Raw genomic sequence first — 15,494 nt, 5'->3', positions numbered from 1 at the left:
TGGGTCAGGGTTATGGCTTCGCAGGCGAAGGTGACTGGAAAACCGCTGCGCTGCTGCGCATTTTCAAAGTGCTGGCAGGCGATCGCAAAGGTGGCACCTCATTTATGGAGGATTACACCTATCACTTCTCACCCGGCAACGATTTAGTGCTTGGCTCGCACATGCTGGAAGTCTGTCCATCGATTGCCATTGAAGAGAAGCCATTGATCGATGTGCAGTTCCTGGGCATCGGTGATAAAGCCGATCCGGCGCGCATGATTTTCTCCACGCCAGCAGGTCGTGCGGTTAACGCCAGCGTGATCGATATGGGTGATCGTTTCCGTCTGCTGGTTAACGTGGTGGATGCTATAGAACAGCCCAAACCGCTGCCGAAGTTGCCGGTTGCACGCGCACTGTGGAAAGCGCAGCCTTCACTGGCGACCGCCTCCGAAGCGTGGATTCTGGGTGGCGGCGCACACCATACGGTGTTCAGCCAGGCGCTGACGCTGGAAGATATGTATCTGTACGGTGAGATGAACGATATTGAAGTGCTGGTGATTGATGAGCACACACGTTTACCTGCGTTTAAAGACGCGCTGCGCTGGAACGAAGCGTATTACCGTCTGAAACGTTAATGACTGATTAAGCGGCGCTTTAGAGGTTCTGAAAAGAATTCGATTCAGGATCGATAAAGCGCCGTTTGTTAGAAAATCAGTGCTATTCAGTCGGAAATGGCGGGCGTTGCGTAAAAACGCCATAAATAGATCCCTGTTGGCTCGACCGCCGGACTACTCGCCTCATCCATGAGGCTCGCCCGCTAGCGGGCCAACGCTTCGCGCTGTTCAAAAACGCTCCCGGCGTTTTTGTCCATGCGGCGGACGCTTTACTCCACTGCCCGTCATCCCCTCCTTTTGATAGTTCAATGCATGTTTTTAAAGCCATGATCAAGCCTAACCGGGAAGGAAAGGACTGCCTGAAGAGCAAAGCGTCCGCGCCAGGGATGGCGCGGCCGATCCGCATGGATGCAGGAATCCTTTGCGATCAGGCAACCCTTTCCTGACCCTGCACTTCAAACCAACAGCGACGGTTCTTTTATATAACTCAACCCTTTCATCATATTGCACTTTCCCCCACCAGCCTGTATTGCTTGTAGCCTGACAAAAACAAAAGTAGCCAGCGCCATGCAAATTACCGATCTGAACCAACATCCCGGCTTCGCCGGACAAACCGCACAACTGTTGCACACTGAATGGTCACATCTTCCTGCATGGTCGCATCAGCCCACCATCCTTGAGCGTTTAGAACAACGGAACCAGACAGCCTCGGCGGAATTTACCCTCATCGCCACGCCGGATGGCGAAAAAGTGATCGCGACCTGTAGCATCATCCGTTATGAACTGGACGACATTGCGACAAGGGAATACTGGATTGGTGAAGTGGTGACGGACAAAAAATTTCGGGGCCAGGGCGTGGCAAAAGCCTTGATCCAGCAAGCGATTGCGCGAGCCAGACAACAGCAGATGGGTGAACTCTGGCTCTATACTCCCGATCAACAGGCGTACTATCAGCGTTCAGGATGGCGGGCAGTAGAACAGCGGCAAATAGCGGGTGAAGAAGTCACGGTGATGGTGCTGCATCTGGCGCAGTAAAAGGCGGCTCATGAGAGCCGCCATTAACCGGAATACTCACTACTCAGGTCGGGATGCGTTTGACCGGCGCGTTTTGCTGACGATCCCAGATCACCGTCAGTAAACGCTGCAGGGCGATAAACGCAAACAGCAGAATCCCGATGGCGATCTTGGTCCACCACGAACTCAGCGTGCCATCAAAGTTAATCCAGGTCTGAATCAGCCCCTGAATCAACACACCAAACAGCGTACCCAGTACTGTACCGACACCACCCGACAACAGCGTGCCGCCGATCACCACCGACGCGATAGCATCCAGTTCCACACCCAGCCCGGCCAGCGCATAACCTGCCGACGTGTAAATAGAGAACACGATCCCGGCCAGGGTTGCCAGCGTAGTGGAAAGCATATAAATCTTAATGGTGGTCGCACGAGTCGAAACGCCCATCAGCTGGGCGGATGTCATATTGCCACCGATGGCGTAAACCCGGTTACCAAAGCGCGTGCGGTGCGCCAGAATAATCCCGCCAAACACCACCACCAGCATAATCACCGCCAGCAGGCTGAGACGCCCACCGCCCGGCACTTTCCACGCCAGACTGGAAAGCATGCTGTAAAACGGATGATCGATAGGAATTGAGTTCTCGGACACCAGATAACTGCAGCCGCGCAGGAAAAACATCCCCGCCAGTGTAATGATAAAGGCCGGGATCTTCAGTGCATCAATCAGCCAGCCCATCATGGCACCGAACAGCGCACCCATTGACAGAATCAGTGCAAACGCCAGCAACGGATCGACATGGAAATCGCCAATTGCCCGCGCCAGGAACACGCCGGTAAAGGCAATGACTGCGCCGACCGACAGATCGATACCGCCCGATAAAATCACGAAGGTCATGCCGACAGCGATAATGCCGAGGAAGGCGTTATCGGTCAGGATATTGCAGATCACCCGGGTGGAGGCAAAGCCCGGAAACTGACTCAGACAGAACAGATAACCCGCCACAAACACCAGCAGGGTGATCATCAGCGGAAGATGACGTTTAATCATGTCGGGCGTCTCCGTTTCAACATCGCAATAAACCGCGGTGACTGCAGCAACAGCACGCACATCACCACCACCGCTTTCACCACCTGATTCAGCTCAGGCGGGAATCCGGAGAGCAGAATCCCGGTATTCATCGACTGAATAATCAGTGCGCCAATCAGCGACAATACCAGATTAAAGCGGCCACCCATCAAGGATGCACCACCGATTACCACGGCGAGAATCGCATCCAGCTCCAGCCATAAACCGGCGTTATTGGCATCCGCACCGCGAATATCCGCCGCGACGATCAGCCCGGCAACAGCAGCACAGACGCCACTGATCGCGTAGGTGGACATCACAACCAGCCAGCCGGTCACACCCGCATTGCGGGCTGCGCGCAGGTTAATCCCTACCGCTTCGATAAACAGACCCAGCGCGGTTTTGCGCGTCAGCAGCCAGACGACCAGCGCGACCACCAGCGTGATCCAGACCGGCACCGGCAACATCCACAGCGAGCCGTTACCAAACCAGCCAAGACTGTCACTGTCGAACGTCACAATCTGCCCCTGGGTAATCAGCTGAGCAATACCCCGCCCGGCGACCATCAGAATCAACGTGGCAACAAACGGCTGAATACGCAGCAGCGCCACCAGCACCCCATTCCACAAACCACAGGCTAAGCCGGTTCCCAGCGTGCAGAGAATAATAAACGGCACACCGTGGCCGGCGACGGTCAGTGTCGCGGCCGTCGCGCCCGCTATCGCCATCACCGCACCCACGGAAAGATCGATGCCGCCGGTCGCGATGACCAGCGTCATCCCAATCGCCAGCAGAGCAACCGGAGCCGCACGGTTAAGAATATCGATCGGACTGCCAAACAGACGCCCATCCTGCAGATGCACAGCAAAAAAGTTATTGGCCACCAGACTGTCAATCAACAGCACCAACAGCAGCGCGGCGATTTGCGGCATCCCCGGCGGGAGTTTCAGCTTACGACGTGGCGTTTTTTCAGATGTCACAGGTGACTCAAGCATGTTTTGCCCCTCCGTCTGCGATAGCATTGACAATCGACGCCACCGAAAGCTGCTCCAGCGGAATTTCTGCCACCTGCTTCAGATCGCGCATGATCAACACCCGATCGGCATAACCGACCAGCTCTTCGAGTTCAGAGGAGATCACCAGCAGTGCCAGACCATCGGCACACAGCGATTCAATTAAACGGATAATCTCGGCGTGCGCGCCCACATCAATGCCGCGTGTCGGTTCGTCGAGGATTAAAAACTGCGGTTTGGTCACCAGCCAGCGCGACAGCAACACCTTCTGCTGGTTGCCGCCCGATAACAGCTCAACCGGCTGCTCCGCGTGCGGCGTGCGAATGCCCAGACTTTTGATAAAACGTTCGGCAATCGCCTGCTGCTCACGCTTCTTAATCGGCCGTAACCAGCCGCGCTGCGCCTGCAATGCCAGAATAATATTTTCGCGCACAGAGGCCGCGCCAATAATCCCGTCCGTCTTACGATCTTCCGGACAAAAACCCATGCCGAGCTGCGAGGCTTTCGCCGGGTTAGTAATCTTCTGCACTTTACCTTTGATCTTCGCGGTTCCGCGATCGGCACGACGAATACCAAATAGCACCTCGGCGGTCTCGGTGCGGCCAGAACCTAACAGCCCGGCAAGTCCCACGACCTCACCGGGACGAACCGACAGATTAAAGGGTTCAATGGTGCCCTTCCTGCCGTAATCTTCAAACGACACCACTGGCTGATTGCTGCGCAGCGTACTGCCCTGACGCTGTAACGCCGTCTCCAGCAGTTCGCGACCCAGCATCAGCTTTATCAGTTCAATCTGCGGCAGCGTGGCGGTATCGCGGGTGGCGATAAACTGCCCGTTGCGCAGCACGGTAATCCGGTCAGTAATACGGTACACCTGGTCGAGGAAGTGGGTCACAAAAATCAGGCTCATCCCTTTGGCTTTTAACTGCGCCATCAGGGTAAACAGCATCTCAACTTCGCTGGCATCCAGACTGGCTGTCGGCTCATCGAGGATCAACACCTGGGCCGACAGATCGACCGCGCGGCAGATGGCAATAATCTGCTGCATCGCCACTGAGTAGTGGCCCAGCGGGCGCGTCACATCAAGAGAAAAACCGTAATTCCGCATCAGCGCATCGGCATCACGCACCATCTTCCGACGGTCGATCATGCCAAAACGGCGCGGCTCACGGCCAATATAGAGGTTATCCGCCACCGACATGTTCGGCAGCATATTCACTTCCTGATAAACGGTGCCGATGCCCATCTCCTGCGCCTGCGCCGTATTGTGCGGCGTAATCGGCTCACCGTTCAGGGTGATAGTGCCGGCATCACGGCTGTAAACCCCGGTCAGCACTTTTATCAGGGTGGATTTGCCAGCGCCGTTCTCGCCCAGCAGCGCCATGATCTCCCCTTTGCGGATATCAAAGGAAACATTGCTCAGCGCTTTGACGCCGGGAAAACCTTTGCTGACGCCGCTGATGGATAACAGCGGTGTTTCATTGTGCGTGATCATTCTGCTCACTCCGCCTTACGTCATGAAAAACCGCCCCATAGGGCGGTCTGCAGCTGGTCTGTGGCGGGTCGGTGGATCAGTAACCCATACCATTTTTCTTATCCAGCTCCTTCTGCGCGTCGGCAGGCAGGAACAGCTTCGACTCGGTCTTGATCACTTTTGGCGGCAGCGTGCCATCTTTCCTGAATTTTTCCAGCGCATCAAACGCCGGGCCAGCCATATTTGGCGTCAGCTCAACGTTGGCATTCGCCTCACCCGCCAGCATCGCTTTGTAGATATCCGGAACACCATCAATCGAGCCGGTCAGAATATCTTTGCCTGGTTTCAGGCCCGCTTCTTTAATTGCCTGAATGGCACCGATCGCCATGTCATCGTTATGCGCGTAAACCATGCAGATGTTTTTGCCGTTGTTCTCGGCCTTGATAAAGCTCTCCATCACCTCTTTACCTTTACTGCGGGTAAAGTCACCGGACTGCGAGCGGATTACTTTAATGTTTGGATGGTTGCTGATCGCTTCGGCAAAGCCTTTCTTACGATCGATCGCTACGCTGGCACCCACGGTGCCCTGCAGTTCCACCACGTTACACTGCTTGTCGCCCACGGTTTTCACCAGCCAGTCGCCAATCAGTTTGCCTTCCAGCACGTTGTCCGCCGTCACCACCGCCTGATAGAGCGATTTGTCTTTCACCACGATAGCGCGGTCCAGCAGATAAACCGGGATTTTGGCATCTTTGGCTTCTTCCAGTACCGGCTCCCAGCCGGTCTGTACCACCGGTGCGATGAAGATGGCATCAACGCCCTGGGCGATGAACGAACGTACTGCTTTGATCTGGTTCTCTTGTTTCTGCTGTCCATCGGCGATTTTCAGGGTGATTCCGCGTTTTTTGGCTTCGCTTTTCGCTACGTTGGTTTCCGCTGAGCGCCAGCCAGATTCCGAACCCACCTGCGAGAAGCCGACCGTCATATCTGCGGCAAGTACCGGGCCGGTTAACGCGGCGCTGACCAGCGTGGTCAGAAGTAAACGTTTCCACATAGTTTTTAATCCTCTGAAAGGCGTTTGCTGTTTAGGGTAGAGAGCCTGCTTAGACTGGACTAAAAGAGGGTGCATAATGGCGACACACTTCACAAAACAGAGCAATTTAAAGGGGTTACGTGCAGTGTGGTGGGTTCGCTGACGGGGGTGTTATGGATAAAACGGCTGATTAAAAAGACAATGCCCGTTAAATAATTGTAATAAACAGAATCGCTTATGTTTATCGCCATTGGAAACGATTACAGCCAGGCGTACAAAACGGGTTATCCGGCTTGTGATGAACAAAAAATGGGATTTGTGATTGTCCGCACAGTCGTCAGCGACTTCAGGACAGGAGCGAAACGTTTCTATGGCGATGGAGGCCGGGTGGTTAATTTTGCTACGCTCAGATTGTCAAAAAGAAGCTACTGGCTCGCGGTCAAAGCTCAATGAAATAAACATTATATTTCCCCTCTGTTTTTAACGATTTTTTCTCATTTTTGCCTGTATGTTTTAACGAGCTGTTTAAAACAAAAGCATTGAGTTATCGGCTCCGGGAAGAGTAAAAAGTTAAATATGGAGTTTTAGTGACTGATAAGGTGCTTTTGTCTGATTTTCGCTCTTTTTCACCCTCATGATCTGGACAGCTTAAGCGTGCCCCCTATACTGAGCACTCCTTTGTTACTTCTATCTGTTATGGCAATGATGACTGCGCACGATTACCTGCTTAAATTCCGCAAAGTAAATAATTCAGATAGTCTGGAAAAGCTTTTCGATCATCTTAATTACTCCCTGACCAATGATATGGAAATTATCAATATGTACCGGGCTGCCGATCATCGACGTGCTGAACTGGTCTCTGGCGGAAAGTTATATGATCTGGGCTGCGTTCCCAGAACGGTGTGGCGCTACGTCGTCTGATTTCAGGCTGATTAATCGCCTTTTTTACCACTGACCCTGTCCGGATGGGCGTGCCCCTCTGGACATGTTATTCTGCTGCGCTTCGACTCTCCGAGACAGGAATAACTACGATGAATGAACAGGTTGCTGCGCCGCGTATTGGTGGCTGGCTTTTGCTGCCGCTGGCCTGGCTGATAATGACCCTGTTAACCACCGTTCTGGTGCTGGCGATGTATCTGACACCACTGTTTAATCCGGAATGGCGTGTAGCACTGTTTTCTCACGGCAGCACACTCTTCTCTTACTGGGCCATTTCCCTGCTCACCGCCGTGGCGGTCTGGGCTTATAGCCTCTGGATTAGCTGGCTGTTTCTGAAGCGCTCCCGCCGCCTGCCGCGCCACTACCTGCTCTGGTTGCTGATTACCGTGCTGCTGGCGCTGAAAACCTTTGCTTTTACCCCGGTCTCCGATAGCCGTGCTCTTCAGACATTACTGCTGTCGCTGCTGGCCGCTGCGGTGTTTGTACCCTATTTCAAACGCTCAGAACGGGTAAAAACGACCTTTATCGCGCCGTAACGCGGTGAGTCATGTCAGGAATTTAATTCTGAGTGCGGTCTGCCGCCTTGCGGGTGGTGCGGGTGTTGAGATACGCCGCGCTATCAATGATAATAAGCCGCTTTCTGGCTCCCAGGCGAAAAAATGACCGATTATCTGCTTCTCTTTGTTGGCACCGTGCTGGTGAATAACTTCGTATTAGTGAAGTTTCTCGGCCTTTGTCCGTTTATGGGCGTTTCCAAAAAACTGGAAACGGCGATTGGCATGGGCCTCGCCACGACATTCGTGATCACCCTGGCCTCGATTTGCGCCTGGCTGGTCAACCATCTGATCCTGCTGCCGCTGGACCTGGTCTATCTGCGCACCATGGCTTACATCCTGGTGATCGCCGTCGTCGTGCAGTTCACCGAAATGGTGGTGCGTAAAACCAGTCCGTCGCTCTATCGCCTGCTGGGTATCTTTCTGCCGCTGATCACCACTAACTGTGCGGTGCTGGGGGTGCCTTTGCTGAGCGTCAACCTCAACCATACCTTTATGCAGGCCGCGCTCTATGGTTTCAGCGCCTCCATCGGTTTCTCGCTGGTGATGGTGCTGTTCGCCGGCATGCGTGAGCGCCTGGTGCTGGCCAATGTTCCTGCCCCGTTTAAAGGCAACTCCATCGCCCTGATTACTGCGGGCCTGATGGCGCTGGCATTTATGGGCTTCAGCGGCCTGGTGAAATTCTGATGACCGCGATCTGGATTGCTGTTGCCGTATTAAGTGCGCTGAGCCTGGTGTTCGGCGCGCTGCTGGGTTACGCCTCACGCCGCTTTGAGGTTGAAGAAGATCCTATCGTCGAGCAGATTGATGCCATTCTGCCGCAGAGCCAGTGTGGCCAGTGTGGCTATCCTGGCTGCCGCCCTTATGCGGATGCGGTCGGCAATAATGGTGAAGCGATCAACAAATGCGCGCCGGGCGGTGAGCAGACCATGCTCAAGCTGGCTGCGCTGCTTAACGTTGAACCGCAGCCGATTGATGGTGATGAAACGGCGAAAGAGCCGGTTCGCACCGTGGCGTTTATTGATGAAGCCAACTGCATTGGTTGCACCAAATGTATTCAGGCCTGTCCGGTGGATGCGATTGTGGGGGCAACCCGCGCCATGCACACCGTGCTGAGCGATGTCTGCACCGGCTGCGATCTCTGCGTCGCGCCCTGCCCGACTGACTGTATTGAAATGCGTCCGGTTGCCACCACGCCAGCTAACTGGAAGTGGGATTTGAATACCATTCCTGTACGGGTGATCCCGGTAAAAACTCATGCTTAATCTGTTTAACTTCCTGAAAAAAGAGAAGGTCTGGGATTTTCAGGGCGGTATTCATCCGCCGGAAATGAAAACCCAGTCCAACGGCACGCCGCTCAGCGAACTGCCGTTGCCGCACCGTTTTATTATCCCGCTGAAACAGCACATCGGACACGAAGGTGAAATCTGCGTTGCGCCTGGCGACAAAGTGCTGCGCGGTCAGCCTCTGACGTTTGGCACGGGCCGCATGCTGCCGGTCCATGCGCCCACCTCCGGCGTGATTGAAGATATTGGTCAGCATATGACCGCGCATCCATCGGGTCTGTCCGAGCTTTGCATTTTCCTGACGCCAGATGGCGATGACCGCTGGATGCCGCTCGATCCCCTGCCTGACTACCGTCAGCATCCGCGCGCGGATGTTGTGCAGCGTATTCACGACGCTGGCATCGCGGGCCTGGGCGGCGCGGGCTTCCCTACCGCCACCAAACTCAAAGGCGGTCTGCGCGGCGTTAAAACCCTGATTATCAATGCGGCCGAGTGCGAGCCTTATATCACCGCTGACGATCGTCTGATGCAGGATTACGCCGCCGAAGTGCTGGAAGGCAGCCGCATTCTCGCCTGGGTGTTACAGGCCGAGCGGGTGATGATTGGTATTGAAGATAATAAACCTGAAGCGATTGCTGCGCTGAAACAGGCGCTGGGTAGCGAGCGCGATCTGCAAATCCGGGTGATCCCGACCAAATACCCTTCCGGTGGTGCCAAGCAGCTGACCCGCATTCTGACCGGCATGGAAGTGCCGCACGGCGGACGCTCCACCGATATCGGTGTGCTGATGCAAAACGTCGGCACCGCCTGGGCTGTTAAGCGGGCCATCATCAATGGTGAACCGATTACGGAACGCGTGGTGACACTGACCGGCGAGGCGATTGCCCAGCCGCGTAACGTCTGGAGTCGTCTCGGCACCCCAATCAGCCATTTGCTGCACCAGGTCGGGTTTACGCCTGCACCGCGTCAGATGGTGATTATGGGCGGTCCGCTGATGGGCTTTACCCTGCCATCGCTGGATGTGCCGGTGGTGAAGATCACCAACTGTATTCTTGCCCCCTCTCCAGGCGAGATGGGCAACAACGACGAAGAGCAGTCCTGCATTCGTTGTTCCGCCTGTGCCGATGCCTGTCCGGCTAAGCTGCTGCCTCAGCAACTTTACTGGTTCAGCCAGGGCGGCGATCACGATAAAGCGCGCTCACACCACATTGATGACTGCATCGAATGTGGCGCCTGCGCCTATGTCTGCCCGAGTAACATCCCACTGGTGCAATATTACCGTCAGGAAAAAGCGGAACTGCGTGCCATCGATCTGGAAGCGAAACGCACGCTGGAAGCTAAAGCACGCTTTGAAGCGCGTCAGGCGCGACTGGAGCGTGAGAAGCAGGCCCGTGAAGCGCGTCATGAAGAGGCGAAACAGCGTGTTGCCCGCACCGATACCAGCGAACTGGCCGCCGCCAAAGCGCGGGTGAAAGCCCGCCAGGCCGCTGAGCCGGATGAAGCGGCGCTAGAAGCGCAGCGTGAAGCCCGCCATGCGCAGGCGCGTCTGCGTCAGGCCGAGGCTCAGGCTGAAACCCAGCCGGTGACGCGTCAGTCCATCGATCCCCGTAAAGCAGCGGTTGAAGCGGCCATTGCGCGGGCGAAGGCGAAGAAAGTCTCGCAGGTTGATGCAGTAGAAACCGGGGCTGAAGCCAGCGTCGATCCGCGCAAAGCCGCTGTTGAAGCCGCCGTGGCCCGTGCCAAAGCGAAGAAAGCCGCGCAGGCGGAAGACGCTAATGCGACGGCTCCGGCTGCATCGGACAGCGTTCCGGAAGCCGCACCAGACGCCGCCCCTGAAACCGACCCGCGTAAAGCTGCCGTTCAGGCCGCGATTGCCCGTGCTAAAGCGAAGAAAGCCGCGCAGGCTGAAGGCGCTGAGGTGACGGCTCCGGCTGCATCGGAGAGCGTTCCGGAAGCCGCACCAGACGCCGCCCCTGAAACCGACCCGCGTAAAGCTGCCGTTCAGGCCGCCATCGCCCGCGCCAAAGCGAAGAAAGCCGCGCAGGCAGAAGCCGCTAATGCGACGGCTCCGGCTGCATCGGAGAGCGTTCCAGACGCCGCTGCTGAAACCGACCCGCGTAAAGCTGCCGTTCAGGCCGCGATTGCCCGCGCCAAAGCGAAAAAAGCCGCGCAGGCAGAAAGTGACGCGGAGGCTGCTTCACGCGACGCTGCTGCACTGGCCACTGCCGCACACTTTGCGGTAGAGAATGCGGAGCAGGCTCAGGAGCAGGCTAATAACGCCAATGCTGAACCTGAACAGGCACCTGAACTGAATCAACCCGATGATGCGCGCAAAGCCGCTATTGCTGCCGCCATCGCCCGTGCCAAAGCGCGTAAAGCGCAGTCGTCTACGACGCTTGAGGATTAAATGGCTTTTCGTATCGCAAGTTCTCCCTACACCCATAATCGCCGCAGCACCGGCAACATCATGCTGCTGGTGGTGCTGGCCGCGGTGCCGGGTTTTGCTGCACAGTGTTATTTCTTTGGCTACGGCACCTTTTTGCAGGTTTTACTGGCAACGCTGACCGCCTGGCTGACAGAAGCGGCGATTTTACGGCTGCGCAAAGCGCCGGTCGCCAGCACGCTGGCAGATAACTCGGCGCTGCTGACCGCCGTGCTGATCGGTATCAGTCTGCCACCCCTGGCACCGTGGTGGCTGGTGGTGATCGGTACGCTGTTTGCGGTCGTCATTGCTAAACAGCTCTATGGCGGACTGGGCCAGAACCCGTTTAACCCGGCGATGGTCGGCTATGTGGTGCTGCTGATCTCCTTCCCGGTGCAAATGACCAGCTGGTTGCCGCCTGATACCCTTCAGGCGATCAAACCCGGACTAATGGACAGTCTGAGCATGGTGTTCCACGGCCACACGCTGGCAGGCGAAACCATGCAGCAGTTACAGATGGGTGTGGATGGCATCAGCCAGGCGACGCCTCTTGATACCTTTAAAACTGGTTTACGTGCGGGTCACAGCGCTGAACATCTGCTGGCGCAGCCGATCTACAGCGGCGTGCTGGCCGGTCTCGGCTGGCAGTGGGTTAATGTCGGTTACCTGGCCGGCGGCCTGTTCCTGCTGTGGAAGAGTGCAATTCGCTGGCATATCCCTGCCGCCATACTGCTGTCACTGGCGTTCTGCGCCACGCTGGGCTGGTTCTTCTCACCGGAATCGCTGAACAGTCCGCTGATTCACCTTTTCTCCGGTGCCACCATGCTCGGCGCGTTCTTTATTGCCACCGATCCGGTGACCGCCTCCACCACCAACCGTGGTCGCCTGGTCTATGGCGCGCTGATTGGACTGCTGGTCTGGCTGATCCGCAGCTTTGGCGGTTATCCCGATGGCGTGGCGTTTGCGGTGCTGCTGGCGAACATCTGCGTGCCGCTCATCGATTACTACACCCAGCCGCGCGTTTACGGCCATCAGAAGGATTAAGCGATGCTGGAGACGATTCGCAAAAATGGGGTCACGCTGGCGATTTTTGCCGCGATCACCACGGCTGCTACAGCGGTGGTTAACACGGTCACCAAGCCGACAGTGGAACATCAGACCCTGCTGCAGCAGAAAAATCTGCTGGATCAGGTGGTGCCAACAGACCTTTATGACAACAGCATCCAGCAGGATTGTTACGTTGTCACGGACGCTGCACTGGGAAATAGTGCCCCGCACCAACTCTTCCTGGCACGTAAAGGCGGCCAGCCGGTCGCTGCCGCACTGGAGACAACCGCACCTGACGGCTATTCTGGTGCGATACAGATGCTGGTCGGTGCTGATTTCCAGGGTAAAGTACTGGGCGTGCGGGTGATTGAACACCATGAGACGCCTGGCCTGGGCGACAAGATCGAACTGCGCATCTCTGACTGGATCAACAGCTTTAACGGCAAAGTGGTTCATGGCCCATCTGATAAAGCCTTTGCGGTTAAAAAAGATGGCGGCGACTTCGATCAGTTTACCGGCGCCACGATTACCCCACGCGCGGTGGTCAATGCGACGAAACGCACCGCGCTGCTGATGAAAACAATTCCGGAGAGACTCTCTTCGTTACCGGCATGTGGAGACGCAAATGAGTGAAGCTAAAAGTCTGCTGGTGGGTGGACTGTGGAAGAACAACTCGGCACTGGTGCAGCTGCTCGGCCTCTGCCCGCTGCTGGCGGTTACGGCGACGGCGACCAACGCGCTGGGCTTAGGTCTGGCTACCACGCTGGTGCTGACCCTGACCAACAGTTTTATTTCCGCCTCGCGCCGCTGGGTGCCGTCGGAAATCCGTATCCCGATTTATGTCATGATCATCGCCTCGGTGGTGAGCTGCGTGCAGATGCTGATCAACGCCTATGCCTACGGTCTCTATCAGTCGCTGGGGATTTTTATCCCGCTGATTGTGACCAACTGCATCGTGGTTGGCCGTGCTGAAGCTGTCGCCTCTAAGAGCAGCATCCCGCTTGCGGCGCTGGATGGCTTCGCCATCGGTATGGGCGCGACCTGCGCCATGGTGGTGCTGGGTTCGCTGCGTGAAATCATCGGCAGTGGCACGCTGTTTAACGGTGCCGATCAGCTGCTTGGCCCGTGGGCGAAATCGCTGCGTATCGAAGTGGTGCATTTCGACTCGCCGATGCTGCTGGCGATGCTGCCGCCTGGCGCGTTTATCGGCCTGGGGATGATGCTGGCGGGCAAATACCTGATCGATCAGAAGATGAAGCAGCGTGCAGCTCTGCGAGCTCTGGCCGCTGAAACCGCTGCGCCTCAGAACACCGTCGGGAAACCGGTGTGAATCAGACCAAACGCACTGAAATTCTCCGTCGGCTGCAGCAGAATAATCCGCATCCGACCACCGAGCTGAACTTCAACTCGCCGTTTGAGCTACTGATTGCGGTGCTGCTCTCAGCGCAGGCGACCGATGTCAGCGTCAACAAAGCCACCGCGAAGCTCTATCCGGTGGCGAATACGCCCGCCGCGATGCTGGCGCTGGGCGTGGATGGCGTAAAGGAATACATCAAAACCATCGGCCTGTTTAACAGCAAAGCGGAAAATGTAATTAAGACCTGCCGCATTCTGCTGGAGCAGCACAACGGCGAAGTGCCGGAAGATCGTGCGGCGCTGGAAGCCCTGCCCGGTGTGGGCCGTAAAACCGCCAATGTGGTGCTGAACACCGCCTTTGGCTGGCCGACCATTGCCGTCGATACCCATATCTTCCGCGTCAGCAACCGGACGAAATTTGCGCCGGGTAAGAATGTGGAAGAGGTTGAGCAGAAGTTACTGAAGGTGGTTCCGGCGGCGTATAAGGTTGACTGCCATCACTGGCTGATTCTGCATGGCCGCTACACCTGCGTGGCCCGCAAACCGCGCTGTGGCTCCTGCCTGATAGAAGATCTCTGCGAGTATCCCGAAAAAGTCGAGTAATTCGCCTGATTAACCCGCTGCGGCGGGTTTTTTATTCTCTGGTTACGATCGCTGCTTTTCCCATCTCTTGTGCTCATCCCTTTCTTACCACGCTCACGGGCGCGCTTTAATACCGGCACAGTTTGTCGGGTTGTTACATTGTTACTGATGATGGAAAATCGCCGCCCCTGACGATAAGAAAATGTTATGACACGGTGAGTAAAGTTATGAACAAAAGTCCTTCAGCAGAAAGGCATTCGCTGCGCCTTTTCCTGGCGCGACTCTGGCCACATCCGCTGCCAGTGAGTAAAAAGCACGTGGTAATCGCCGGACTGGGTGCGGGTACCGGCTTAATTCTGACCAGCCTGCTGAGCCACTGGATGCTGGGCGAGCTGAATCTGTGGTTTGTTGCTCCGGTGGGTGCTTCGGCAGTTTTACTCTTTGGTCTGCCCGCCAGTCCGCTAGCACAGCCGTGGGCCATCGTCGGCGGCAATAGCCTCTCCGCGCTGGCGGGCGTCACCGTCAGCCAGCTGATCCCCGATCCGGCACTAGCCTGCGGTATCGCGGCCTGTGTGGCGATCCTGTTGATGTTTCAGCTGCGCTGTCTGCATCCGCCCGGCGGCGCAGTGGCGCTGACCGCTATTCTGGGCGGGCCTTCCGTGCAGCAACTGGGATATCACTTTGTCCTGACGCCTATCCTGCTCAATTCTCTGACCCTGGCGCTGCTTGCCCTGCTGTTTAATAATCTGGCCGGTCGCCGCTATCCGCATCCGCTGGCGCCTCAGGAAGTTAAACCCGAGCCGATCGCGATGCCGGTCCCGCTGACGCGCGCCGATCTGCATCAGGCTTTACAGGGCGGTGAACTGCTGGATATTGACGAGGACGATTTGCAGGCGCTGCTGCTGCGTGCTGAAGAGATTGCCCACCGCCGTCAGTTCAGTGGCTGAAACCTGTCGGTTAGCGCTACAACGCCCTGCGCTATCGTACTCCACTTGTGGCGCTCGGCTTACTAACCCGCTGAATCATGGGCTGACGAAGTTGATCGCTGCCACACTTTTGCTCAGCCGCTTCGCCCACGCCAATCCGTAACATATTGATAACACAACCGTCCA

The 15,494-nt window shown here is 56.4% G+C and carries 17 protein-coding genes; 13 read left to right on the top strand and 4 right to left on the bottom strand.

The window, feature by feature from the left end:
• Window positions 1-614: L-arabinose isomerase family protein (locus AC2LB6_RS16080; protein ID WP_490094252.1), on the top strand; the 614-nt coding region annotated here is incomplete at its 5' end.
• A 546-nt stretch (window positions 615-1,160) separates the two neighbouring features.
• On the top strand, window positions 1,161-1,628 hold the full coding sequence (locus AC2LB6_RS16075) for a GNAT family N-acetyltransferase (RefSeq protein ID WP_490094251.1): 468 nt from the start codon (window positions 1,161-1,163) through the stop codon (window positions 1,626-1,628).
• A 43-nt stretch (window positions 1,629-1,671) separates the two neighbouring features.
• Here the strand turns inward: AC2LB6_RS16075 and yjfF are convergent, their stop codons facing one another.
• From yjfF to ytfQ, 4 genes are all read right to left on the bottom strand, one after another.
• On the bottom strand, window positions 1,672-2,658 hold the full coding sequence (gene yjfF, locus AC2LB6_RS16070) for a galactofuranose ABC transporter, permease protein YjfF (protein WP_090961327.1): 987 nt from the start codon (window positions 2,656-2,658) through the stop codon (window positions 1,672-1,674).
• Window positions 2,655-3,671 (bottom strand): galactofuranose ABC transporter, ATP-binding protein YtfT, encoded by a 1,017-nt coding sequence (gene ytfT, locus AC2LB6_RS16065; protein WP_490094250.1) that lies wholly within the window; start codon window positions 3,669-3,671, stop codon window positions 2,655-2,657. Before ytfT ends, yjfF begins: the two co-directional genes overlap by 4 nt.
• Window positions 3,664-5,184 carry a sugar ABC transporter ATP-binding protein gene (locus AC2LB6_RS16060; RefSeq protein ID WP_490094249.1) on the bottom strand — a complete coding sequence of 507 codons (1,521 nt, stop codon included), beginning with the start codon at window positions 5,182-5,184 and terminating at the stop codon, window positions 3,664-3,666. Before AC2LB6_RS16060 ends, ytfT begins: the two co-directional genes overlap by 8 nt.
• Window positions 5,185-5,260: 76 nt before the next feature.
• Window positions 5,261-6,217 carry a galactofuranose ABC transporter, galactofuranose-binding protein YtfQ gene (gene ytfQ / locus AC2LB6_RS16055; protein WP_283545454.1) on the bottom strand — a complete coding sequence of 319 codons (957 nt, stop codon included), beginning with the start codon at window positions 6,215-6,217 and terminating at the stop codon, window positions 5,261-5,263.
• Between the two features lie 216 nt (window positions 6,218-6,433).
• Between ytfQ and AC2LB6_RS16050 the strand changes: the two genes are divergently transcribed.
• The 11 genes from AC2LB6_RS16050 to AC2LB6_RS16000 all read left to right on the top strand — a co-directional run bounded on the left by AC2LB6_RS16050 (window position 6,434) and on the right by AC2LB6_RS16000 (window position 15,329).
• Complete coding sequence (locus AC2LB6_RS16050; RefSeq protein WP_490094248.1) at window positions 6,434-6,649, top strand: hypothetical protein; 216 nt, start codon at window positions 6,434-6,436, stop codon at window positions 6,647-6,649.
• A gap of 252 nt (window positions 6,650-6,901) precedes the next feature.
• Window positions 6,902-7,117 (top strand): transcription modulator YdgT, encoded by a 216-nt coding sequence (ydgT, locus tag AC2LB6_RS16045; RefSeq protein WP_090961338.1) that lies wholly within the window; start codon window positions 6,902-6,904, stop codon window positions 7,115-7,117.
• Between the two features lie 110 nt (window positions 7,118-7,227).
• Window positions 7,228-7,671 carry a DUF2569 domain-containing protein gene (locus AC2LB6_RS16040; RefSeq protein ID WP_490094247.1) on the top strand — a complete coding sequence of 148 codons (444 nt, stop codon included), beginning with the start codon at window positions 7,228-7,230 and terminating at the stop codon, window positions 7,669-7,671.
• Window positions 7,672-7,794: 123 nt separating this feature from the next.
• On the top strand, window positions 7,795-8,376 hold the full coding sequence (gene rsxA, locus AC2LB6_RS16035) for an electron transport complex subunit RsxA (protein WP_003853423.1): 582 nt from the start codon (window positions 7,795-7,797) through the stop codon (window positions 8,374-8,376).
• Window positions 8,376-8,954, top strand: a complete 579-nt coding sequence (gene rsxB, locus AC2LB6_RS16030; RefSeq protein ID WP_090961344.1) for an electron transport complex subunit RsxB — start codon at window positions 8,376-8,378, stop codon at window positions 8,952-8,954. Before rsxA ends, rsxB begins: the two co-directional genes overlap by 1 nt.
• Complete coding sequence (rsxC, locus tag AC2LB6_RS16025; protein WP_490094246.1) at window positions 8,947-11,382, top strand: electron transport complex subunit RsxC; 2,436 nt, start codon at window positions 8,947-8,949, stop codon at window positions 11,380-11,382. Before rsxB ends, rsxC begins: the two co-directional genes overlap by 8 nt.
• Window positions 11,383-12,441: an electron transport complex subunit RsxD gene (gene rsxD / locus AC2LB6_RS16020; protein ID WP_490094245.1), complete on the top strand. Its 1,059-nt coding sequence runs from the start codon at window positions 11,383-11,385 to the stop codon at window positions 12,439-12,441.
• Window positions 12,442-12,444: 3 nt separating this feature from the next.
• Window positions 12,445-13,077 carry an electron transport complex subunit RsxG gene (rsxG, locus tag AC2LB6_RS16015; RefSeq protein ID WP_490094244.1) on the top strand — a complete coding sequence of 211 codons (633 nt, stop codon included), beginning with the start codon at window positions 12,445-12,447 and terminating at the stop codon, window positions 13,075-13,077.
• Entirely contained in the window at window positions 13,070-13,774 is a 705-nt protein-coding gene (locus tag AC2LB6_RS16010; RefSeq protein WP_490094243.1) for an electron transport complex subunit E, read from the top strand. The genes rsxG and AC2LB6_RS16010 overlap by 8 nt, the downstream gene beginning before the upstream one ends.
• Window positions 13,771-14,403, top strand: a complete 633-nt coding sequence (gene nth / locus AC2LB6_RS16005; protein WP_490094242.1) for an endonuclease III — start codon at window positions 13,771-13,773, stop codon at window positions 14,401-14,403. Before AC2LB6_RS16010 ends, nth begins: the two co-directional genes overlap by 4 nt.
• Before the next feature lie 206 nt (window positions 14,404-14,609).
• The gene (locus AC2LB6_RS16000) at window positions 14,610-15,329 is read left to right on the top strand and encodes an HPP family protein (RefSeq protein WP_490094241.1); all 720 of its coding nucleotides are present in this window, start codon (window positions 14,610-14,612) and stop codon (window positions 15,327-15,329) included.
• The last annotated feature ends 165 nt before the right edge of the window (window positions 15,330-15,494 follow it).

The organism is Pantoea sp. RCC30.1, assembly GCF_058148845.1.
This window is presented reverse-complemented; position numbering and strand designations above follow the sequence as displayed.

What these genes read in the sequence shown, in the direction of transcription:
- AC2LB6_RS16075 (WP_490094251.1), top strand. Translation starts at nt 1,161, where the DNA reads ATGCAAATTACCGATCTGAACCAACATCCCGGCTTCGCCGGACAAACC.
- yjfF (WP_090961327.1), bottom strand. Translation starts at nt 2,658, where the DNA reads ATGATTAAACGTCATCTTCCGCTGATGATCACCCTGCTGGTGTTTGTG.
- ytfT (WP_490094250.1), bottom strand. Translation starts at nt 3,671, where the DNA reads ATGCTTGAGTCACCTGTGACATCTGAAAAAACGCCACGTCGTAAGCTG.
- AC2LB6_RS16060 (WP_490094249.1), bottom strand. Translation starts at nt 5,184, where the DNA reads ATGATCACGCACAATGAAACACCGCTGTTATCCATCAGCGGCGTCAGC.
- ytfQ (WP_283545454.1), bottom strand. Translation starts at nt 6,217, where the DNA reads ATGTGGAAACGTTTACTTCTGACCACGCTGGTCAGCGCCGCGTTAACC.
- AC2LB6_RS16050 (WP_490094248.1), top strand. Translation starts at nt 6,434, where the DNA reads ATGTTTATCGCCATTGGAAACGATTACAGCCAGGCGTACAAAACGGGT.
- ydgT (WP_090961338.1), top strand. Translation starts at nt 6,902, where the DNA reads ATGACTGCGCACGATTACCTGCTTAAATTCCGCAAAGTAAATAATTCA.
- AC2LB6_RS16040 (WP_490094247.1), top strand. Translation starts at nt 7,228, where the DNA reads ATGAATGAACAGGTTGCTGCGCCGCGTATTGGTGGCTGGCTTTTGCTG.
- rsxA (WP_003853423.1), top strand. Translation starts at nt 7,795, where the DNA reads ATGACCGATTATCTGCTTCTCTTTGTTGGCACCGTGCTGGTGAATAAC.
- rsxB (WP_090961344.1), top strand. Translation starts at nt 8,376, where the DNA reads ATGACCGCGATCTGGATTGCTGTTGCCGTATTAAGTGCGCTGAGCCTG.
- rsxC (WP_490094246.1), top strand. Translation starts at nt 8,947, where the DNA reads ATGCTTAATCTGTTTAACTTCCTGAAAAAAGAGAAGGTCTGGGATTTT.
- rsxD (WP_490094245.1), top strand. Translation starts at nt 11,383, where the DNA reads ATGGCTTTTCGTATCGCAAGTTCTCCCTACACCCATAATCGCCGCAGC.
- rsxG (WP_490094244.1), top strand. Translation starts at nt 12,445, where the DNA reads ATGCTGGAGACGATTCGCAAAAATGGGGTCACGCTGGCGATTTTTGCC.
- AC2LB6_RS16010 (WP_490094243.1), top strand. Translation starts at nt 13,070, where the DNA reads ATGAGTGAAGCTAAAAGTCTGCTGGTGGGTGGACTGTGGAAGAACAAC.
- AC2LB6_RS16000 (WP_490094241.1), top strand. Translation starts at nt 14,610, where the DNA reads ATGAACAAAAGTCCTTCAGCAGAAAGGCATTCGCTGCGCCTTTTCCTG.